We start from the raw sequence: 19,554 nt of genomic DNA, 5'->3' as shown, positions 1-19,554 counted from the left end.
CCGGCAATTGTCCTACTTCGCCACAGACAGAACAACTACCGCTGACTATTGTCCCAATGTCCTGCCTCTATAAAGGCCTCGATTGAGACTCGGTTATGTTTGGCCGAAGGCTTGTGTCATGATGATCCGACCGCAGGTTAGTCGTCCTCTTCCTATATGAATAGATCTTCCGCGTTGCTCCTCGCTTTTGTCTTCCTCAGCGGCTGCCAGGCCTTGGCACCCTCGTCGCCGGACGGTTCGTCGCCGGTTGAAGACAGCACTCCGGCCCCTGAAAAGCCCAAGGTCTACAGCTCATTCAGTGAAGAAACCGTCTTCAGCCTGTTGAGCGCCGAACTGGCTGGCCAGCGTAATCGTTTCGACATTGCGCTGGACAACTACGTGACCCAGGCCATCAACACCCAGGATCCGGGCATCTCCGAGCGGGCATTTCGCATTGCCGAGTACCTGGGCGCCGATCAGGCCGCCCTGGACACCGCGCTGATCTGGGCAAAAAACGCCCCGAACGACCTCGAAGCGCAACGCGCAGCGGCCGTGCAACTGGCGCGCGCCGGGCGTTATGACGACTCCATGGTCTACATGGAGAAAGTCCTGCAAGGCAAAGGCGACACGCATTTCGATTTCCTTGCCCTGTCCGCGGCCGACACCGACCAGGACACGCGCAACGGTTTGATGAAAAGTTTCGACCGCTTGTTGCAGCGCCATCCGAAAAACAGCCAGCTGATCTTCGGCAAGGCCTTGCTGATGCAACAGGACGGTGACGCCAAAGGTGCGCTGACCCTGCTGGAAGACAATCCGCCAGACGACGGCGAAATTGCCCCGATCCTGTTGCGCGCGCGCCTGCTGCAAGTGCTCAACCGTGGCGACGAAGCCTTGCCGCTGCTGCAAAAAAGCATCAAGAAGTACCCGGACGACAAGCGCCTGCGCCTGACTTACGCGCGGATGCTGGTTGAGCAAGACCGCATGGCAGACGCCAAAGCCGAGTTTTCCAGCCTGGTGCAGCAATACCCGGAAGACGACGAACTGCGTTACTCCCTGGCATTGGTCTGCCTGGAAGCCAAGGACTGGGACGAGGCCAAGAGCCTGCTCGAAGACCTTATCGCCCGCGAAAGCCACGTCGACTCTGCTCACCTGAACCTCGGCCGTATCGCCGAAGAGCGTAACGATCCTCAGGGTGCGCTGATCGAGTACGCCAAAGTCGGCCCGGGTAACGACTACCTGCCGGCCCAATTGCGTCAGACCGACATCCTGATCAACAACGGCAAGACCGGCGAAGCCCAACGCCGCCTGGCCGCCGAGCGCGACGAGCAGCCGGATTACGCGATTCAGTTGTACCTGATCGAAGCCGAAACCCTGTCCGCCAATAATCAGGGCGACAAGGCCTGGGCTGTCCTGGACAAAGCCTTGAAGCAGTATCCGGACGATCTGAACCTGCTGTACACCCGCGCCATGCAGGCGGAAAAACGCAATGACCTGGCGCAGATGGAAAAAGACCTGCGCCTGATCATCAAGCGCGACCCGGACAACGCCATGGCACTCAATGCGCTTGGCTACACCCTGTCCGACCGCACCACGCGCTATGTCGAAGCCAAGGCCTTGATCGAACAGGCCCACCAGATCAATCCGGAAGACCCGGCGGTGCTCGACAGCCTCGGCTGGGTGAACTTCCGCCTGGGTAATCTCGATGAAGCCGAGCGTTATCTGCGCCAGGCACTGGAGCGCTTCCCCGACCAGGAAGTGGCCGCCCACTTGGGTGAAGTGCTGTGGGCCAATGGCAAACAGCGCGAAGCCAAACAAGTCTGGGGCAAATTCCTCAAGGAACAACCCGACAGCCCTACCCTGCGCGGCACCATCAAGCGCCTGACCGGATCAGAGACTCTTTAAGATTATGTTTTTGCGCCACATCATCGTTTTCAGTTTTATCGCCCTGCTCGCCGGTTGCGCGGGCTTCGGCGCTCGTGAATCCGTCGAAGGCCACGGCAACCCGGCCCAATGGCGTGAACACAAACAGCAATTGACCGCCCTCGATGGCTGGCAGATCAACGGCAAGATCGGCATCCGCGCCCCCAAGGATTCGGGCAGCGGCACCCTGTTCTGGCTGCAACGTCAGGATTACTACGACATCCGCCTGTCCGGCCCGTTGGGTCGTGGCGCGGCACGCCTGACCGGCCGACCTGGCAAGGTCTCGCTGGAAGTGGCCAATCAGGGGCGCTTTGACGCACCGAACCCGGAAGTCCTGCTGGAAGAACAACTGGGCTGGAAATTACCGGTATCGAACCTGGCCTGGTGGGTCCGCGGGCTCCCGGCGCCGGACAGCAAAAGCAAGCTGAACCTGGATGCCGACAGCCGCCTGGCCAGTCTGGAGCAGGACGGCTGGCAGGTCGAATACACCAGTTACACGCAACAAAACGGTTTCTGGCTACCTGAAAAGATCAAGCTGCACGGCACCGACCTTGATGTCACGCTGGTGATCAAGGAATGGCAACCACGCAAGCTGGGGCAGTGAACATGACCGCCCCCCGCTTGACGTTGCCCTCCCCGGCCAAACTCAATCTGATGCTGCACATCCTCGGTCGCCGTGAAGACGGTTATCACGAGTTGCAGACGATTTTTCAGTTCCTCGATTACGGCGATGAAATCACCTTCGCCGTGCGCGACGATGGCGTGATCCGGTTGCACACCGAGTTCGACGGCGTTCCCCACGACAGCAATCTGATCGTCAAGGCTGCGAAGCAACTTCAGGAACAATCCGGTTGTGCGCTCGGCATTGATATCTGGATCGAAAAAATCCTGCCCATGGGCGGCGGCATTGGCGGCGGCAGTTCCAATGCCGCGACCACATTGCTCGGCCTGAATCATCTCTGGCAACTGGGCTGGGACGAGGATCGACTGGCCGCGCTGGGCCTCAAGCTGGGCGCTGACGTCCCGGTTTTCGTGCGTGGCCACGCCGCTTTTGCCGAAGGCGTTGGGGAGAAACTGACCCCTGTAGACCCCGAAGAACCGTGGTATGTCGTGCTGGTACCGCAAGTATCTGTAAGTACAGCAGAAATTTTTTCCGATCCGCTGTTGACACGTAACTCTCCTCCCATTAAAGTGCGCCCCGTTCCCAAGGGAAACAGTCGTAATGACTGCTTGCCAGTAGTAGCAAGGCGTTATCCAGAGGTACGTAACGCGTTGAATTTGTTAGGTAAATTTACTGAAGCAAAACTCACTGGCACTGGAAGTTGTGTGTTTGGGGGCTTCCCAAGCAAAGCTGAAGCTGATAAAGTCTCGGCCCTTCTTACAGAGACCCTTACAGGGTTTGTAGCAAAAGGAAGCAACGTTTCGATGTTGCATCGCAAGCTGCAAAGTCTGCTCTAAAGGAACCGATTACTGGGTAATCGTTGCAACAGATACAGGGGCGTCGCCAAGCGGTAAGGCAGCAGGTTTTGATCCTGCCATGCGTTGGTTCGAATCCAGCCGCCCCTGCCATTTTCCTATACTCATCCAGGTTACCCTCAGCCTTCAGGTACTGCGCGTGTCCAAGATGATGGTCTTTACGGGGAACGCTAACCCCGATCTGGCTCGACGTGTCGTACGTCAGCTGCATATCCCTCTCGGTGACATTTCTGTCGGTAAGTTTTCCGACGGCGAAATTACAGCCGAGATCAATGAAAACGTCCGCGGTAAAGATGTCTTCATTATTCAGCCGACTTGCGCTCCGACCAACGATAACCTGATGGAACTGGTAGTGATGGCTGATGCCTTCCGCCGCTCCTCGGCTACTCGTATCACTGCTGTTATTCCTTACTTTGGTTATGCCCGTCAGGATCGCCGTCCGCGTTCCGCACGTGTGGCTATCAGCGCGAAAGTCGTTGCTGACATGCTTACCGTAGTCGGCATCGACCGTGTTCTCACGGTTGATCTGCATGCTGACCAAATCCAGGGTTTCTTCGATATTCCGGTAGATAACATCTACGGCTCCCCGGTTCTGGTGGATGACATTGAAGATCAGCGCTTCGAAAACCTGATGATCGTGTCCCCGGACATTGGTGGCGTCGTGCGTGCACGTGCTGTTGCCAAATCCCTGGGCGTGGATCTCGGGATCATCGACAAACGCCGTGAGAAAGCCAATCACTCTGAAGTGATGCATATCATCGGTGATGTCGAAGGGCGTACCTGTATTCTGGTCGATGACATGGTCGATACCGCCGGCACTCTGTGCCACGCGGCAAAGGCTTTGAAAGAGCATGGCGCTGCCAAGGTTTTCGCCTACTGCACACACCCTGTGCTGTCCGGTCGGGCGATCGAAAACATCGAAAATTCCATGCTGGACGAACTGGTGGTGACTAACACCATCCCGTTGTCCGCTGCTGCACAAGCCTGCTCGCGTATCCGTCAACTGGATATCGCGCCGGTAGTTGCCGAGGCGGTCCGCCGCATCAGCAATGAAGAATCGATCAGCGCGATGTTCCGCTAAGGGCCCTGCCCTTCTCGAATGTCTCGTTGACGAAAAGCGCCCCGCCCCGGCATTCCTGTCGGGGCGGGGCTTTTTTGCCCATATCGCCTTTAGCGCTGGTCGCAAACGCTGGGGCGAATGTGGTTATTTTGGAGATACAACATGAACGATTTTACTCTGAATGCTGAAGTGCGTTCCGACCTGGGGAAAGGTGCGAGCCGCCGCCTGCGTCGTCTCGCAAGCCTGGTACCAGCTGTAGTTTACGGTGGCGAAAAAGCCCCTGAATCCATCAGCATGCTGGCTAAAGAAGTTGCCAAACTGCTCGAAAACGAAGCGGCTTACAGCCACATCATCGAGCTGAACGTTGGCGGCACCAAGCAAAACGTAATCATCAAGGCTCTGCAACGTCACCCGGCTAAAGGCCACGTGCTGCACGCTGACTTCGTTCGCGTAGTTGCCGGCCAAAAGCTGACCGCTATCGTTCCTGTGCACTTCATCAACGAAGCTGCTCCAGTGAAGAAAGGCGGCGAGATTTCGCACGTTGTTGCTGAAATCGAAGTGACCTGCCTGCCAAAAGACCTGCCTGAATTCATCGAAGTTGACCTGGCTAACGCCGAAGTCGGTTCGATCATTCACTTGTCCGACCTCAAAGCCCCTAAAGGCGTTGAGTTTGTTGCTCTGGCACACGGTGATGACAAGGCTGTTGCCAACGTCCACGCTCCACGTGTTGCTCCAGAAGCTACCGAAGAAGGCGCTGCAGAGTAATTTCACTCTGTACGCCGGAGTGATTGGAACATCGCGGACTGGAACGTAGCGAGAAAGCGGGCGAGAACGCGGAGTTTACATAATGGTAAATGAGCAATTTTCGTCCACTTTCGCCGCACACACTGATTGCAGCGATGTCATCCACCACTCCAAGGAAGGGCCCCTATCGTGACTGCCATTAAACTGATCGTTGGCCTGGGAAATCCAGGCGCTGAATACGAACAGACCCGGCATAACGCAGGGGCCCTTTTTGTTGAGCGCATCGCAAACGCACAAGGGGTCAACCTTGTCGCCGATCGCAAATATTTTGGCCTGACCGGACGCTATTCGCATCAGGGTCAGGATGTTCGTCTGCTGATTCCCACTACCTACATGAACCGTAGCGGCCAGGCCGTAGCAGCTCTGGCGGGTTTCTTCCGCATCAAGCCTGAAGAAATCCTCGTGGCGCACGACGAACTCGATCTGCCTCCGGGCGTTGCCAAGCTCAAGCAGGGCGGCGGCCATGGCGGTCACAACGGGTTGCGCGACATCATTGCGCAACTGGGCAATCAGAATACCTTTCACCGCTTGCGGCTTGGCATTGGCCACCCGGGCGTTGCCAGTATGGTTTCAAATTTCGTCCTGGGTCGTGCGCCACGCGCCGAACAGGAAAAACTCGATGCCAGCATCGACTTTGCCCTCGGCGTGCTGCCGGATATCCTCGCCGGTGAATGGAACCGCGCGATGAAAAACCTGCACAGCCAGAAGGCCTGACTCTACTCCGAGGGGAAACACCATGGGATTCAATTGCGGCATCGTCGGCCTGCCTAACGTCGGCAAGTCCACCCTGTTCAACGCCCTGACCAAATCCGGGATCGCGGCCGAGAACTTCCCCTTCTGCACCATCGAGCCGAACACCGGTATCGTGCCGATGCCGGATCCGCGTCTGGATGCCCTGGCGGCCATCGTCAATCCAAAGCGCATCCTGCCGACCACCATGGAATTCGTCGACATCGCGGGCCTGGTTGCCGGCGCTTCGAAAGGTGAAGGCCTGGGCAACAAGTTCCTCGCCAACATCCGTGAAACCGATGCCATCGCCCACGTGGTCCGCTGCTTCGAAGACGAGAACGTGATTCACGTCTCCAACAGCGTCGACCCGAAACGCGACATCGAGATCATCGACCTGGAACTGATCTTCGCCGACCTCGACAGCTGCGAAAAGCAACTGCAGAAAGTCGCCCGTAACGCCAAGGGTGGCGATAAGGACGCCGTGGTCCAGAAAGGCCTGCTGGAGCAACTGATCGCTCACTTCACCCTCGGCAAGCCTGCGCGTACGCTGATGAAGAACATGGGCGCCGACGACAAGGCCGTGATTCGTGGCTTCCACCTGCTGACCACCAAGCCGGTCATGTACATCGCCAACGTCGCTGAAGACGGTTTCGAGAACAACCCGCTGCTGGACATCGTCAAGGCCATCGCCGAAGAAGAAGGCGCCATGGTGGTTCCGGTCTGCAACAAGATCGAGGCGGAAATCGCCGAGCTGGAAGACGGCGAAGAGAAAGACATGTTCCTCGAAGCCCTGGGCCTCGAAGAGCCTGGCCTGAATCGCGTGATCCGCGCTGGCTACGAGATGCTGCACCTGCAGACCTACTTCACCGCCGGTGTCGAAGAAGTCCGCGCCTGGACCGTCCGCGTCGGTGCCACCGCACCACAAGCCGCTGGCGTGATCCACACCGACTTCGAAAAAGGCTTCATCCGTGCCGAAGTGATCGCGTACGACGACTTCATCCAGTACAAGGGCGAAGCCGGCACCAAAGAAGCCGGCAAATGGCGTCTGGAAGGCAAGGATTACATCGTTAAAGACGGCGACGTGATGCACTTCCGTTTCAACGTCTAAGTTTTTCGGTGCGAAGCACCCGCCCAAGAAAAAGCCGCGTTTGATACGCGGCTTTTTTGTGCCTGAAAGATTTACACGCCGCCCCCCCCAACTCCTGTGGGAGCGAGCCTGCTCGCGAAAGCGGTCCAACATTCAACGATGATGTTGGCTGATATTCCGCCTTCGCGAGCAGGCTCGCTCCCACATGGGAATGGTGTGGGATCAGGCCTTTTTGGTTCGCGGCAAGAAGATCGCCAGCACACCCAGCAACGGCAGGAACGAGCACAGGAAGTACACGTATTCAATGCCGTGCACATCCGCCAAATGCCCGAGCAACGCCGCTCCAATCCCGCCGAAACCAAACATCAACCCGAAGAACACTCCGGCAATCATCCCGACATTGCCCGGCACCAACTCCTGCGCGTACACCACAATCGCAGAAAACGCCGAGGCGAGGATAAAGCCGATAATCACGCTCAGGACGCTGGTCCAGAACAGGTCAACGTGCGGCAACAGCAGCGTGAACGGTGCAACGCCGAGGATCGAGAACCAGATCACCGCCTTACGCCCGATCTTGTCGCCAATCGGCCCACCGAAGAAAGTCCCCGCCGCGACCGCGCCCAGAAACAGGAACAAGTGCAGCTGCGAACTGGCTACCGACAGGTCGAACTTCTCGATCAGGTAAAACGTGAAGTAGCTGGTGAGGCTGGACATGTAGAAGTACTTGGAGAACACCAGCATCCCAAGCACCACCAGCGCACTGATCACTCTGCCCTTCGACAGACCGTGAGTCGCCGCCTGGCCTTGCTTGAGTTTGAACAGGTTCAAGTGATTGGCGTACCAGCGGCTGATCCGGTAGAGCACGAACAGCGCGAACACAGCGAATAGCCCGAACCAGGCCACATTGCCCTGACCATACGGGATGATGATCGCGGCCGCGAGCAGCGGACCGAACGCCGACCCGGCATTTCCGCCGACCTGAAAGGTCGATTGCGCCAGGCCAAATCGACCGCCCGAGGCCAGTCGCGCCACGCGGGAGGCTTCCGGGTGAAAGGTCGACGAACCGATACCGATCAGCCCTGCCGCCAGCAGAATCAACGGAAAAGTGCCGACCATCGACATCATCACAATGCCGATCAGCGTACACACCGTCCCGGCAGGAAGCAGCCAGGGTTTGGGATGTCTGTCGGTGTAGTAACCGACCCACGGCTGCAAGAGCGAAGCGGTCAGTTGAAAGGTCAGCGTGATCAGGCCGACCTGGGTAAAGGTCAGGCCATAGTTGGCTTTGAGCATCGGATAAATCGACGGCAGCACCGACTGGATCAGGTCGTTGATAAGGTGCGCCAGCGCCACTGCGCCGATGATGCGCATGACCAAGGGGCTGCTTTGTGAAGTCGCGGGTGCCGACGTCGCGCCGGTCTGAGCGTTGCTGATAGCCATGAGTATTTCCGTACAGCGGATGGGTGCACGCGGGCAGGTGCGTCAATGTGCCATTTTTCGGTGCGAGAGCGCCATCCCCTTAGCCAGCTAACGAACTAATCTTTCATCGGCCGGTAGGTGATAGCGCAACGCCATGGTCTGAATCTTGCCTTGTTTAACACCTTCAACGCGGGCCTCTTACAAAGGGGACCGAGAATGGGAAGTTTCGCTACAGAGTCGGCCTACAGAGCTGGCGAGAGTGAACTTTCGAGGCCTTTTAAAAGGGCACGAGTCGCGGTCGCAACGGCCTCGACGCACGCCGATGGTGCGTGGTGTCCAGAGGAGTCATGGGGCATGTCGTTTTTATCACCGGGGATCGGGTTGCTGGGGCGTTTTGGCTTCGCACGCAAATTTCAGCTGTTGTTCCTGCTGTTTATCCTGCCGCTGGCCGGCAGCCTGTTGATGATCGGCCAGGATTATCGGGCCAAACTCAGCCTCATCTCCGGCGAACGCGCCGGGGTCAGGCAGCTGCTTGCTCTGGATGCTCTGGATAACCTGCTCGCCGCCCAGCGTGACCGCGCGGCTCGCTGGCGCGCCACGGAAACCAATCGCCAACCGACGCCAGCCACCCTCGCCGCCATGGGCGCGTTTGATGCGGTGCAGCCTGCCGTCGCTCAAGCCACCTCGGACCTCGGCAACGCGCTGAAAGTCGAAGGCGCCGAGGGCGAAACGCTTACCCGCTATCAAGCCTTGCAAACGGCCCTCAATGGCCTGGATTCGAAAAGCCTGAGCGGCGTCAGCTGGTGGCCGGACGGATACGACCGTTTCACCAACGCCTTGAGCGCCCTGCAAGCCCTGCGCGAACAGATCGCCATGGACAATCGCCTGACGCTCGCGCCCTGGCTGGAAACCTATTTGCTGACGCAGATTTCCACCCAGCACGCGCCAGACCTGATTGAACGGGTCGGTCGCCTGGCCGCCGTCGGCCAGGCGTCCGTGGTCTCGGGCCAGTTCACCCTGCAAAGCCGCCTGCAATTGCGTGACTTGCGCAGCCGTATCGGCGATGCCCGGGAGCAACTGGTAAAAACCGCCACGCTCCTGGAAGCGCGCCTGCCCAGCGCATTGCAAAGCTGGGCCGGGCAATACCATGACAACCTGAAACACCTCGACGCGAGTTTGAAGGTGCTGGATGACGGCGTATTCGGTGGCAGCATCAGCCTCAAGCCGGAAGAGTTCGAACGCAACCTCGACGGCCTGCTCACAGACCTTGCGGCCCTGCGTCAGCAATCGTTGATGTCGCTGGATCAGCGCCTGGATTACTACCACGACTCGGCGATTCGTCAATTCATGCTGGTGGCGACGATCTTTGGCTGCCTGCTGCTGGCCGCGCTGTACCTGTTCATCTGCCTGCAAGCCTCGATCCGGCGCAGCGCCAGCGGCATCACGCTGCTGGCCGAAGCCCTGCGTGACGGCAATCTGAGCCTGCAAGCCCCCGTACAGGGCCGTGACGAACTGGCGGCCATCAGCACCGCCCTGAACGTCGCTGTGGTGCAATTACGCAACAGCTTGCAGGGAGTCGATCACGAAACCTTGCAGGTGAGCAACGCGGTGCGCACGCTGAACCATCACTCAAGTGGCGCACTCGGCGAAGTCGAGGCGCAACAATTGCAAATCAGCCAGATTGCCGCGGCGGCCACGCAACTGGCGGCGACCTCTCAAGGGGTTGCCCAGAGTTGCGAACAGGCGTCAGGCAGCGCTCAGCACACCCAGCGCATTGCCGCCGACAGCAGCCGAGACAGTCAACGCACCACAGCGAGCATTCAACAGCTTAATCAGCGCTTGAACGACACCGCTGCGGCACTGGGCCGGGTCAGTGAGCAAGGGCAACAGATTCAGCTGGTGGTCGACACCATTCGCGGGGTCGCCGAGCAAACCAACCTGTTGGCGCTCAACGCCGCCATCGAGGCCGCCCGTGCAGGCGAACAAGGTCGCGGTTTTGCCGTGGTAGCCGATGAAGTGCGCAGCCTGTCGCAACGCACCCAATCGTCCACGGCGCAAATTGCCGGCACGGTCGACAGCCTGCGCAACACCGTGAATGAAGCGGTGAGCCTGATGGAAGCGGCCTGTAGCCAGGCACAAAGTGACGCCCAATCCGTCACCGGCCTGGGCGAACGCCTGGGGGAAATCGCCCTCGCGGTTCAGGGCGTGACCGATACCCTGGCGCACATCGCGACCGCCGTGGAAGAACAGGCCAGCACCGCCGATGAAGTCAGCGGCAACATCCAGCAAGTCGATCAGGCGGCAGTCAGGTTGCTCGAAGGCGCACGGGCGGTGAACCTGGCGGCAGACACCTTGAGCCAGGGCAGCAAGGCCTTGAGCGCGAATACCGGGAGATTTCAGCTCAGTTGACGCCCTCCTCCGGCCCGATTTTTCGGGCCAGGAGGATAAGCAGTTGAAAGCGTAGAGAAATATTTTAGATTTACGCTTGACACATCATCGTTCCAAGCCAATAATGCGCGCCACTTGGCTACATAGCTCAGTTGGTTAGAGCATAGCATTCATAATGCTGGGGTCCGGGGTTCAAGTCCCTGTGTAGCCACCAAGTACTAAAAACGGCTTACCGAAAGGTAGGCCGTTTTTTTATGCCTCGGGAAAAGTACCCTGAACCCCACGGGTCCAGGGTGATCCGCCTCAGGTGCGAATCGTCGGCAACGCCGACAACGCTCGCTCCCAAATCTGCCACGTCCGCAGCCACACCATGGCCTGCCAGTCGCTGTCGGCCGGATAGAATTGCTCCAGCAGATTCAGCTTGATTCCCCGCCCCAGCGCATCACTCGGATCGCCATGAAGATGCAGCCAGTGGTCATCGCGCAAATGACGATGCACGTCCGCCCCCGGGTACGTCCCGCACTCAATCACAAACGGCATCAACCGAACCTGCGGCAACGCGTCGATCAACGCCTGCGAGGTGTAGCCAGTCGCGGTAGCCGCCACACCGGTTTCACTTAACGTGTCGGCGCCGGTCAGCAGCGTGTACAGCCACGGCCCGTAAATGGCCTGGGCATCGGGCAGCGCGGGATAAGCAGCCTCAGTGATCGTCAACAGCATCGGATGACCGTACTCGCCGGCCCCCGTGTGCAAGTCGAAACACATGGCCACGTCGGCATGGGCGATGTGCGTTTGCAGGATGGCGTGCAATGTACGGTTCGACCAACTTGGCGCCAGCCCACCGAAAAACAGGCCGTCGGGGTGACTGTGCTGGCCACCCTCGACAATCGACATCACGGCCGGCCAGCCGTGTTCGCGGATCTGCGCGTCGAGCATGGCATCGGCGCGCTCACGCTCAGGACCTTGCAGCTCGGTGCAGGCGTAGATGTCATGCAACGTTGCGTAAGCCTGATTGTCCGGCAACGGCCGTTCGAAATTCAGGTGATTGCGATTCAGGTCGATGTTGTCTTCGTTAACCCGCCGCAGCCAGGCGGTGCCCCAGGGATTGACCAGGTGAATGAACACCACGGCCACATCCGCCGGCAGTGAGCGCTTGCCCAATTCCTGCATCCATTTGATCTGACAACCCGAACCGTAGAAGCCTTCGACGCCATGGGTGCCGCTCAGCGCAATCAGCAACCGCTTGGCGCCAGGATCGCCCAGTACTGCGACATCGGTACTCAAGGGTTCGCCGAAAGGCCCTTTCAGCGGATGCGGGTATTCGGTCAACGTCGCACCGGCCTCGGTGGCGGCCGCGAGGAACAGCTCTCGCTGATGACGGTAACTTGGCTGGGTGGGAAACTCGGTTTGCATGTCTGCCTCTTGTTGATCTTCTGGCCCGTCTATTGCCCTCGACCCTACAGAAAATCCTTCGACTCATGAAGGACAAAAGCAGCTTTACTGTAAGCCCTGGTTTGCACCCTGCCGAGTCGGCCGATAAAGTCCCGGTAACTTTCCCCACGGACGGAGTGCCCCAACGTGTTCTCAGCCTTCCATTTGAGCCGCTATCGCCGCTCGGCCCTGTCGCTGATCGTCGCGACGCTGACCCTCACCGCCTGCAACGCGCCACCCACCTCGACGTTGCCTGTGGCACCCGAAAACGCCTCGGGCTATCGCACCGACCTGCAAACCCGCCACGCCTCCAGGCACATGGCAGCAGCGGCCAACCCGCTGGCGGCCGAAGCCGGGCGGGAGATGCTGCGTCAGGGCGGCTCGGCGATTGATGCCGCCATTGCGATGCAAGCGGTGCTGACACTGGTCGAGCCGCAATCTTCCGGCATTGGCGGCGGTGCATTGATCGTGCTTTGGGATGGCAAGGCAGTGCGCACCTTCGACGGTCGCGAAACCGCGCCGGCCGGCGCCACCGAGAAGCTTTTCCTACAGGCCGACGGTAAACCGATGGCGTTCACCCCGGCCCAGATTGGCGGGCGTTCGGTGGGTACGCCGGGCGTGTTGCGAGCGCTTGAGCTGGCGCACCGCAAACACGGTCGTCTGCCGTGGGCGAAGCTGTTCGAACCCGCCATCAAACTCGCGGAGCAAGGCTTCGCCATCTCGCCGCGCCTTCATCTGTTGATCGCCTCGGATTCGTCCATGCGCAGTTCGCCGGACATGGTGGACTACTTCCTGAATGCGGACGGCAGCCCGAAAGCGGCCGGTACGTTGCTGAAAAATCCGGCACTGGCCGTTGTGCTGAAACGCATCGCCAACGAAGGGCCTGACGCGCTGTACAAAGGCGCCATCGCGCAAGAGATCGTCACCAAGGTTCAGGGCCACGCCAACCCCGGCAGCTTGTCCCTGAACGATCTGCAAGGCTATCAGGCCAAGGAACGCGCGCCGCTGTGCACCGATTACAAACGCTGGCAGGTGTGCGGCATGCCACCGCCATCATCGGGCGGAATCGCCGTGGCGCAGATTCTCGGCACCTTGCAGGCCCTGGAAACCCGCGACCCGCGTTTCGCCCTCGCGCCGCTGAAACCGGTGAAGACGCAAAAACCCGCAGGCACCGAGCCCGCTCCGCAAGCCGTGCACCTGATCGCCGAAGCCGAGCGCCTGGCTTACGCCGACCGCGCGCAGTACGTGGCCGACGCCGACTTCGTGCCCGTGCCGGTCAAAGGGCTGGTAGACCCGGCCTATCTGGCCAGCCGCGCCGCCCTGATCGGTGATCGCAGCATGGGCGTGGCCAAACCCGGTACCCCGCCAGGCATTCAGGTGGCCTACGCGCCGGATCGCTCACCACTGCGCATCTCCACCTCACAGGTGGTGGCGGTGGATGACCAAGGCGGGGCCGTGTCGATGACCACCACCATCGAGTCCGCCTTCGGTTCGCACGTGATGGTCCAGGGCTTCCTGCTCAATAACGAGATGACCGACTTCTCCTTCATCCCCGAAGAAAACGGGCAAAAAGTCGCCAACCGCGTTGAGCCCGGCAAACGCCCACGCTCGTCCATGGCGCCGACCCTGATCTTCGACCGCCAGAGCGGCGAATTCCTCGCCACCATCGGCTCCCCCGGTGGCTCGCAAATCATCGAGTACGTGGCCAAATCCACTATCGGCCTGCTCGACTGGAACCTCGATCCGCAAGCCGCCATCAACCTGCCCAACTTCGGCAGCCGCAATGGCCCGACGGAGCTGGAGCAGGGGCACTTCAGCGCGGAGCTGATCCAGGCGTTGAAGGACAAGGGACACAGCGTCAGCGAAATTGACATGACCAGCGGCACCCAGGCGATTGTTCGGGTGAAGGATGCGCAAGGGAATGCGTCACTGGCGGGCGGGGCTGATCCTCGGCGTGAGGGGGAAGCGCTGGGGGATTGATTCGTACGCGGGAATGAAAAAGGGCTTACCGGGAGGTAGGCCCTTTTTTACAGATATTGCAATCTGATCGGCTGTCGCGTGATGCCATTTCCTACACGCAAAAATATGTTTCTTGAGTAGAGTTTCGCACCAGGTTTGTCCCATCAAATTAGATGTCTGATGCACCTGACCACTAGAGTCGAGCCTACTTCCCCGCCTATCGGTTATGCCTCCACAGACTTGCATCAGTCCCAGCACGGGACTAGGATCGTGCCATGAGAATCATCGCAGTTGGTCAGCTGAAAAAGTTTTGGGGGAAATACCCCGACTCGGAACAATCCTTCCTAGCCTGGATTGACGAGGCAAAAAATGCGAACTGGAAAGCGCCTTTGGATATAAAGGCTCACTTTGCTACTGCCAGTATTCTCAAGAGCTGCAGAGTCGTATTCAACATCAAGGGTAACGACTTTAGATTGGTGGTCGCCGTGGCTTATCGCTTCGGCGCCATATACATAAAATTCGTCGGCACTCACAAGCAGTACGACGCAATCGACGCCGACACCGTCGAGATGGAGTAACCATGAATATTCATCCGATTCACACCGACGAGGACTACCGTGCGGCACTGAAAAACGTGTCGGCACTGTTTGACAACGAACCAGAGCCTGGCACCCCTGAGGGTGATTATTTCGACATCATGATCACGCTTATCGAAGCTTATGAATCAAGAAATTTTCCGGTCGATCTACCCAATCCAATCGACGCCATCAAGTTTCGTATGGAGCAATCCGGCTTATCTGCCTCAGACCTTGCGCCCGCTATTGGCAGGACAAACCGGGTCTATGAAGTACTCAATGGCAAACGCGCCCTGACGCTTCCAATGATCTGGAAACTGCATGAGTTATTCGGAATTCCGGCTGAGAGCCTGATCAAGCCAGTGAAGCAGGCCTGATCAGGCGTTACTCCTCTGAAATCAGGCCGGCACACCCAAAATAATATGCGACGCCTTGATCACCGCCGTCGCGCTCACGCCCGGCGCCAGTCCCAGCTCCGCCACCGCTTCACGGGTAACAATCGAATAAACCTCGCTGCCACCATCAAGCTTGATCACCACCTCAGCGTTCACCGCGCCATCCGTGACGCTGGTGACCTTGCCTTCCAGGCAATTACGCGCCGAGAGACGGATGTCGCTGGATTCGGTCATCAGCATGACCCACGGCGCCTTCACCAGCGCGACTGCATCCTTGCCGACCGCCAGGCCCAGGCTTTTCACGCTTTCCATAGTGACGACCGCGACCAGTTCGTTGCCGCCGGGGAGTTTCAGCGAGACTTCGGCGTTGACCGCACCTGGCTGCAGGTGGCTGATGGTGCCTTTGAATACGTTACGCGCGCTGACTTTCACGTTGTTGTCTCCTTGAATAATAATTTTTGTATACAACTTTACCCATCATTCGGGATAACGCCGTGTGACGCAACGACGCACGTACCTGGCCACGCCTCAACCCGCACGCAAATATTCAGCTTAGCGCGTGATCTTCAACACCTGCCGCGCCTTGTGCTTCTCCAATGCCAGATCGATCAACCGGCTGACCAGTTCGCTGTAGGTCATGCCGGTGGCCTGCCAGAGTTTGGGGTACATGCTGATCCGGGTGAAACCGGGTAGCGAGTTGATCTCGTTGATCAGCACTTCGCCGCTGTCGGTGAGGAACACATCGACCCGCGCCAGCCCGGAGCAGCCCAGCACCTGGAATGCCTCAACGGCCAAAGCCCGAATACGCTCGCTGGACTCGACACTGATGTTGGCCGGTACCACGACCTGCGCCGCCTGGGCGTCGATGTACTTGCTGTCGTAGGAGTAGAAACCACTACTCACCACGATTTCACCACAACCGCTGGCGATGGCGTCTTCGTTGCCAAGTACGGCGCACTCGATCTCACGGCCGCTGACGGCGGATTCGATCAGCACCTTTTCGTCGAACCCCAGGGCCAGTTCCACGGCCGCCTGGTACTCGGCTTCGTCATTGACCTTGCTCACGCCCACGGAAGAGCCCTGGTTCGCCGGTTTGACGAACAGCGGCAGTCCGAGTTTGCCCTGAACTTCGGCGAACCCGGTACGCGCTGACGTGGCGCGGTTCAGGGTGACGAACGGCGTGACCGCCAAGCCCGCATCGCGCAGCAGGCGTTTACTGATGTCTTTGTCCATGCACACCGCCGAACCGAGCACGTCAGAGCCGACAAAAGGCAGGTCGGCAATGCGCAACAGGCCTTGCAGGCAACCGTCTTCACCCAGGGTGCCGTGGACAATCGGGAAGATCACATCGACGTGCCCGAGCAGCTCCTGACCGGAGGTTTCCACCAATTGCTGACTGACTTTGCCCGGCACCACCGCCAATTCACGGTTGGACTGGTTGAGGGCGATCAGGGCTGGATTTTCCTGATTGAGCAGGAAGTTCGAAGGGTCGTTGAGGTGCCAGTGACCCTGTTTGTCGATGCCGATCAGCACCGGCTCGAAGCGCGAGCGGTCCAGCGCATCGACAATGTTTTTCGCCGATTGCAGCGACACTTCGTGTTCCGCCGAACGACCACCAAAAATAATCCCTACCCGCAATTTACTCATGCAAAACACCTCAACGATTGGCCACCAAATGCGCGCCGAACAGTAGATAGCAACTGCCCGCGAAGCGATCCAGCCATGTGCGCGAACGCTCGTAGACGACCGCGACTCGTTGGCTGGCGAACAACAGCGCAACGCTGCAATACCAACTGAATGACAGGCTCGCCATAGTCAGCACGGCCAGCGCGAGCAACATCGGTGGCGGTGAGGCGGGCATGGCGGTAGCAAAAATGGTGGCGACGAACAGCGCAGATTTCGGATTGGTCATGTTCCCCAAAAAGCCTTGGGTATACGCCGACAGCAACGTATGCCCTGTCTCGTTCAGCGCGCCAGCATCACCCGGCGCCGCTGACGGTTTACGCTTGAATTGCTTCAGGCCCAGATAGATCAGGTAACAACCACCCGCAATCTTGAACCCCAGGTACAGCGTCGGTGCTGCACTGAACAACGACTTGATCCCCAGGCCTCCCGCCAGCCCCCAGAGCACGGTGCCCGTCGCCACGCCCAACGCAGCCACCACGCCATGACGGCGTGTGCGACTGGCGGCCAATTGCGCGATGTTGAAGAAATTAGGACCCGGCGTGACCACGGCAACGGTCCATAAAAGCGCCAGCGACAATAGCGGCGCAGCGTAGCCCAGTGAGGTATTTTCCATGATGCGGGGTGCCTTCTTGGCCTCGATAATGCTCAACACCTTGCAACATTTACCCCGGCTTTTCTACCCGTCCAACGGGTTTATCGGGCAGCGCACAGGTGACTGGGTTACCGTGTTCTGCATTGATTTCACGACTACAACGCCATGGCCAAGCAAACGCCTCCCATCGACTGGTTCCACCGCGCGCCCGACGTGGGCGGCCTGCAACGTTTCGAAGCGTTTTTTGCGGGTCACGGCTACGACCTTCATCGTCACGACACCTACGCCATCGGCCGAACCCTGGCCGGTGTGCAGAGTTTTCAGTACCGCGGCGGATGGCGCCACAGCCTGCCGGGCGGGACGTTGGTGTTGCACCCGGACGAAGTCCACGATGGCGAGGCCGGCACCGAGGCCGGGTTCAAATACCGAATGATGTACATCGAACCGGCGCTGATCCAGCAGATGCTTGGCGGACAACCGCTGCCGTTCATCAAGAACGGACTGTCGACTGACCCTCGCCTGTTCGCCGCCACCGACGTGTTGCTGCGCAGTCTGGATTGCCCCCTCGACCCTTTGGAGGAACAGGACGCGCTGTACGATCTGGCGCAGGCCCTGAGCAGCGTTTCGGGAACACCTTTCGCCCGCCACCAGAGCTTCGACTACGTGGCGGCGGAGCGCGCGCGGGAGTTCATTCACAGTGCGCTGGATCGCACCGTGACGCTGGAGGAGCTGGCGCACCACAGCGGTCGTGATCGCTGGAGCCTGTCACGGGACTTTCGCCTGTTGTTCGGCACCAGCCCTTATCGATACCTGACCATGCGGCGCCTGGACCTGGTGCGCTCGCTACTGATCCAGGGCCAGTCACTGGTCAGCGCTGCGCTGATTACTGGCTTCACCGATCAAAGCCACATGACCCGGCAATTCAGCAAAACCTACGGTCTGTCGCCGGCCCGCTGGATGAAAATGCACCGTCGCTAAGCGACGCACAATCGTACAAGAAGCAGACCTGAGCGCTGGTTATCGTGGGTTCAAGATCAACTACGGGAGCTGCTGCATGAACGCTTACAAAAGCCTGAACTTCGCTGAAAAAATCGCCCGGATCGATGCGCACTGGGCGCCCCGGGTCATCGCCGAAATGAACGACTACCAGTTCAAGGTGGTGAAGCTGCTGGGGGATTTCATCTGGCACGATCATCTGGAAACCGACGAAACCTTCATCGTGCTCGAAGGCCAGCTGCGCCTCGATTTTCGTGACGGTTTCGTATTGGTCAACGCCGGCGAAATGTACGTGGTGCCCAAAGGGGTCGAGCATAAACCCTCTGCCGAGCAAGAGGTGAAGCTGCTGCTGATCGAGCCCAAGGGTGTGCTCAACACCGGCAGCGAAGGCGGCGAACGCACGGCGGTCAATGACGTGTGGGTGTGAGGCGTTACGCCAAGGTCTTGCCGTCCACCGGGTCGCCAATCATCAGGAAATGCCCGCCCGCGACATGGTGCAAGGTGCGCAGTGCGTCATGCCCCTCGAAGTGCCAACGGCCGTCGCTGAAGACCCGCTCATCTGCCTGGGCGGCAATCACCTCGGCCAGGAACAGATCGTATTGCTGATGATTGCTGGGCTCTGGCAGCAGTCGACATTCCAGCCATGCCACGCAGCCCTCGAGCAAAGGGGCGTCGATCAGCTCACCGCTAAACGTTTGCAAACCATACGCCTGGAACTTGTCCTGACCTTGGCCCTGGGTCAATTCCAGGCCTGATGTCGAGCCAACGGTCTGGGTGATATCGGCTTGAGCGACGCAGGGCACGTTCAGGACGAAGGTGCCCGAGGCTTCGAGCAGTTGCCGGGTCCAGGTGGACTTGTCCAGCACCACGGCAATTTTCGGCGGTTCGAAATCCAGCGGCATGGCCCAGGCAGCGGCCATGATATTGCGCTGGCCGTCATGGGCGGCGCTCACCAGTACGGTCGGCCCGTGATTGAGCAGGCGATAAGCCTTGGACAAAGGAACCGGGCGGCGGTGGGAAACGCTCATGGTGTCTGCTCCTGGGAAAAGAGCCGATTG

General features: G+C 59.2%; 19 protein-coding genes and 2 tRNA genes. 15 read left to right on the top strand and 6 right to left on the bottom strand.

Annotated features, from left to right (window positions below):
* Window positions 1-156: 156 nt before the first annotated feature.
* The 8 genes from ACWKV5_RS20725 to ychF all read left to right on the top strand — a co-directional run bounded on the left by ACWKV5_RS20725 (window position 157) and on the right by ychF (window position 7,076).
* Window positions 157-1,881, top strand: a complete 1,725-nt coding sequence (locus ACWKV5_RS20725; RefSeq protein ID WP_483842799.1) for a tetratricopeptide repeat protein — start codon at window positions 157-159, stop codon at window positions 1,879-1,881.
* A gap of 4 nt (window positions 1,882-1,885) precedes the next feature.
* Window positions 1,886-2,503, top strand: coding sequence for a lipoprotein insertase outer membrane protein LolB (lolB, locus tag ACWKV5_RS20720; RefSeq protein ID WP_483842798.1), 618 nt, complete (start codon window positions 1,886-1,888; stop codon window positions 2,501-2,503).
* A gap of 2 nt (window positions 2,504-2,505) precedes the next feature.
* Complete coding sequence (ispE, locus tag ACWKV5_RS20715; RefSeq protein ID WP_483842797.1) at window positions 2,506-3,357, top strand: 4-(cytidine 5'-diphospho)-2-C-methyl-D-erythritol kinase; 852 nt, start codon at window positions 2,506-2,508, stop codon at window positions 3,355-3,357.
* 36 nt (window positions 3,358-3,393) lie between these two features.
* A tRNA-Gln gene (locus tag ACWKV5_RS20710) sits at window positions 3,394-3,468 on the top strand.
* Between the two features lie 46 nt (window positions 3,469-3,514).
* Entirely contained in the window at window positions 3,515-4,456 is a 942-nt protein-coding gene (locus ACWKV5_RS20705) for a ribose-phosphate pyrophosphokinase (protein ID WP_003208392.1), read from the top strand.
* Window positions 4,457-4,597: 141 nt separating this feature from the next.
* Window positions 4,598-5,200, top strand: a complete 603-nt coding sequence (locus ACWKV5_RS20700) for a 50S ribosomal protein L25/general stress protein Ctc (protein ID WP_123435132.1) — start codon at window positions 4,598-4,600, stop codon at window positions 5,198-5,200.
* Between the two features lie 168 nt (window positions 5,201-5,368).
* Window positions 5,369-5,953 (top strand): aminoacyl-tRNA hydrolase, encoded by a 585-nt coding sequence (pth, locus tag ACWKV5_RS20695; protein WP_046030136.1) that lies wholly within the window; start codon window positions 5,369-5,371, stop codon window positions 5,951-5,953.
* 22 nt (window positions 5,954-5,975) lie between these two features.
* Window positions 5,976-7,076: a redox-regulated ATPase YchF gene (gene ychF, locus ACWKV5_RS20690; protein WP_007942650.1), complete on the top strand. Its 1,101-nt coding sequence runs from the start codon at window positions 5,976-5,978 to the stop codon at window positions 7,074-7,076.
* 201 nt (window positions 7,077-7,277) lie between these two features.
* On the opposite strand, the gene ACWKV5_RS20685 is transcribed toward ychF, so the two are convergent.
* The gene (locus tag ACWKV5_RS20685; protein ID WP_483842796.1) at window positions 7,278-8,495 is read right to left on the bottom strand and encodes an MFS transporter; all 1,218 of its coding nucleotides are present in this window, start codon (window positions 8,493-8,495) and stop codon (window positions 7,278-7,280) included.
* A 333-nt stretch (window positions 8,496-8,828) separates the two neighbouring features.
* Here ACWKV5_RS20685 and ACWKV5_RS20680 point away from each other — a divergent pair, with 333 nt between their 5' ends.
* Both ACWKV5_RS20680 and ACWKV5_RS20675 read left to right on the top strand, forming a co-directional pair.
* Window positions 8,829-10,883, top strand: coding sequence for a methyl-accepting chemotaxis protein (locus tag ACWKV5_RS20680; RefSeq protein ID WP_483842795.1), 2,055 nt, complete (start codon window positions 8,829-8,831; stop codon window positions 10,881-10,883).
* A 116-nt stretch (window positions 10,884-10,999) separates the two neighbouring features.
* Window positions 11,000-11,076: transfer RNA gene (locus ACWKV5_RS20675), tRNA-Met, on the top strand.
* 89 nt (window positions 11,077-11,165) lie between these two features.
* Here the strand turns inward: ACWKV5_RS20675 and ACWKV5_RS20670 are convergent.
* The gene (locus ACWKV5_RS20670) at window positions 11,166-12,275 is read right to left on the bottom strand and encodes a DUF2817 domain-containing protein (protein WP_483842794.1); all 1,110 of its coding nucleotides are present in this window, start codon (window positions 12,273-12,275) and stop codon (window positions 11,166-11,168) included.
* Window positions 12,276-12,440: 165 nt separating this feature from the next.
* On the opposite strand from ACWKV5_RS20670, the gene ggt reads away from it, so the two are divergent.
* The 3 genes from ggt (at window position 12,441) to ACWKV5_RS20655 (ending at window position 15,204) form a co-directional block, all read left to right on the top strand.
* Window positions 12,441-14,273 carry a gamma-glutamyltransferase gene (gene ggt / locus ACWKV5_RS20665; RefSeq protein ID WP_483842793.1) on the top strand — a complete coding sequence of 611 codons (1,833 nt, stop codon included), beginning with the start codon at window positions 12,441-12,443 and terminating at the stop codon, window positions 14,271-14,273.
* A 254-nt stretch (window positions 14,274-14,527) separates the two neighbouring features.
* Window positions 14,528-14,830 carry a type II toxin-antitoxin system HigB family toxin gene (locus tag ACWKV5_RS20660; protein WP_483842792.1) on the top strand — a complete coding sequence of 101 codons (303 nt, stop codon included), beginning with the start codon at window positions 14,528-14,530 and terminating at the stop codon, window positions 14,828-14,830.
* Window positions 14,831-14,832: 2 nt separating this feature from the next.
* Window positions 14,833-15,204, top strand: coding sequence for a helix-turn-helix domain-containing protein (locus ACWKV5_RS20655; protein ID WP_483842791.1), 372 nt, complete (start codon window positions 14,833-14,835; stop codon window positions 15,202-15,204).
* A 21-nt stretch (window positions 15,205-15,225) separates the two neighbouring features.
* On the opposite strand, the gene ACWKV5_RS20650 is transcribed toward ACWKV5_RS20655, so the two are convergent.
* The 3 genes from ACWKV5_RS20650 to ACWKV5_RS20640 all read right to left on the bottom strand — a co-directional run bounded on the left by ACWKV5_RS20650 (window position 15,226) and on the right by ACWKV5_RS20640 (window position 17,521).
* Window positions 15,226-15,654, bottom strand: coding sequence for a TOBE domain-containing protein (locus ACWKV5_RS20650; protein ID WP_483842790.1), 429 nt, complete (start codon window positions 15,652-15,654; stop codon window positions 15,226-15,228).
* A gap of 120 nt (window positions 15,655-15,774) precedes the next feature.
* Complete coding sequence (ddlA, locus tag ACWKV5_RS20645) at window positions 15,775-16,869, bottom strand: D-alanine--D-alanine ligase (RefSeq protein WP_483842789.1); 1,095 nt, start codon at window positions 16,867-16,869, stop codon at window positions 15,775-15,777.
* A gap of 10 nt (window positions 16,870-16,879) precedes the next feature.
* Window positions 16,880-17,521 carry a LysE family translocator gene (locus tag ACWKV5_RS20640; RefSeq protein WP_483842788.1) on the bottom strand — a complete coding sequence of 214 codons (642 nt, stop codon included), beginning with the start codon at window positions 17,519-17,521 and terminating at the stop codon, window positions 16,880-16,882.
* Between the two features lie 144 nt (window positions 17,522-17,665).
* On the opposite strand from ACWKV5_RS20640, the gene ACWKV5_RS20635 reads away from it, so the two are divergent.
* Together ACWKV5_RS20635 and ACWKV5_RS20630 are read left to right on the top strand one after the other, a co-directional pair.
* Window positions 17,666-18,478, top strand: coding sequence for an AraC family transcriptional regulator (locus tag ACWKV5_RS20635; protein WP_483842787.1), 813 nt, complete (start codon window positions 17,666-17,668; stop codon window positions 18,476-18,478).
* Between the two features lie 76 nt (window positions 18,479-18,554).
* Window positions 18,555-18,923, top strand: coding sequence for a cupin domain-containing protein (locus ACWKV5_RS20630; protein ID WP_483842786.1), 369 nt, complete (start codon window positions 18,555-18,557; stop codon window positions 18,921-18,923).
* Window positions 18,924-18,927: 4 nt separating this feature from the next.
* Here the strand turns inward: ACWKV5_RS20630 and ACWKV5_RS20625 are convergent, their stop codons facing one another.
* Window positions 18,928-19,524 carry a flavin reductase family protein gene (locus tag ACWKV5_RS20625; protein WP_483842785.1) on the bottom strand — a complete coding sequence of 199 codons (597 nt, stop codon included), beginning with the start codon at window positions 19,522-19,524 and terminating at the stop codon, window positions 18,928-18,930.
* Between the last annotated feature and the right edge of the window lie 30 nt (window positions 19,525-19,554).

Source organism: Pseudomonas oplopanacis (genome assembly GCF_057128725.1).
This window is presented reverse-complemented; position numbering and strand designations above follow the sequence as displayed.

Coding starts and splice junctions, on each gene's coding strand:
- ACWKV5_RS20725 (WP_483842799.1), top strand. CDS start 157: ATGAATAGATCTTCCGCGTTGCTCCTCGCTTTTGTCTTCCTCAGCGGC.
- ispE (WP_483842797.1), top strand. CDS start 2,506: ATGACCGCCCCCCGCTTGACGTTGCCCTCCCCGGCCAAACTCAATCTG.
- ACWKV5_RS20635 (WP_483842787.1), top strand. CDS start 17,666: ATGGCCAAGCAAACGCCTCCCATCGACTGGTTCCACCGCGCGCCCGAC.
- ACWKV5_RS20625 (WP_483842785.1), bottom strand. CDS start 19,524: ATGAGCGTTTCCCACCGCCGCCCGGTTCCTTTGTCCAAGGCTTATCGC.
- ACWKV5_RS20660 (WP_483842792.1), top strand. CDS start 14,528: ATGAGAATCATCGCAGTTGGTCAGCTGAAAAAGTTTTGGGGGAAATAC.
- ACWKV5_RS20640 (WP_483842788.1), bottom strand. CDS start 17,521: ATGGAAAATACCTCACTGGGCTACGCTGCGCCGCTATTGTCGCTGGCG.
- lolB (WP_483842798.1), top strand. CDS start 1,886: ATGTTTTTGCGCCACATCATCGTTTTCAGTTTTATCGCCCTGCTCGCC.
- ACWKV5_RS20700 (WP_123435132.1), top strand. CDS start 4,598: ATGAACGATTTTACTCTGAATGCTGAAGTGCGTTCCGACCTGGGGAAA.
- ychF (WP_007942650.1), top strand. CDS start 5,976: ATGGGATTCAATTGCGGCATCGTCGGCCTGCCTAACGTCGGCAAGTCC.
- ACWKV5_RS20655 (WP_483842791.1), top strand. CDS start 14,833: ATGAATATTCATCCGATTCACACCGACGAGGACTACCGTGCGGCACTG.
- ACWKV5_RS20685 (WP_483842796.1), bottom strand. CDS start 8,495: ATGGCTATCAGCAACGCTCAGACCGGCGCGACGTCGGCACCCGCGACT.
- ACWKV5_RS20670 (WP_483842794.1), bottom strand. CDS start 12,275: ATGCAAACCGAGTTTCCCACCCAGCCAAGTTACCGTCATCAGCGAGAG.
- ACWKV5_RS20680 (WP_483842795.1), top strand. CDS start 8,829: ATGTCGTTTTTATCACCGGGGATCGGGTTGCTGGGGCGTTTTGGCTTC.
- ddlA (WP_483842789.1), bottom strand. CDS start 16,869: ATGAGTAAATTGCGGGTAGGGATTATTTTTGGTGGTCGTTCGGCGGAA.
- ACWKV5_RS20630 (WP_483842786.1), top strand. CDS start 18,555: ATGAACGCTTACAAAAGCCTGAACTTCGCTGAAAAAATCGCCCGGATC.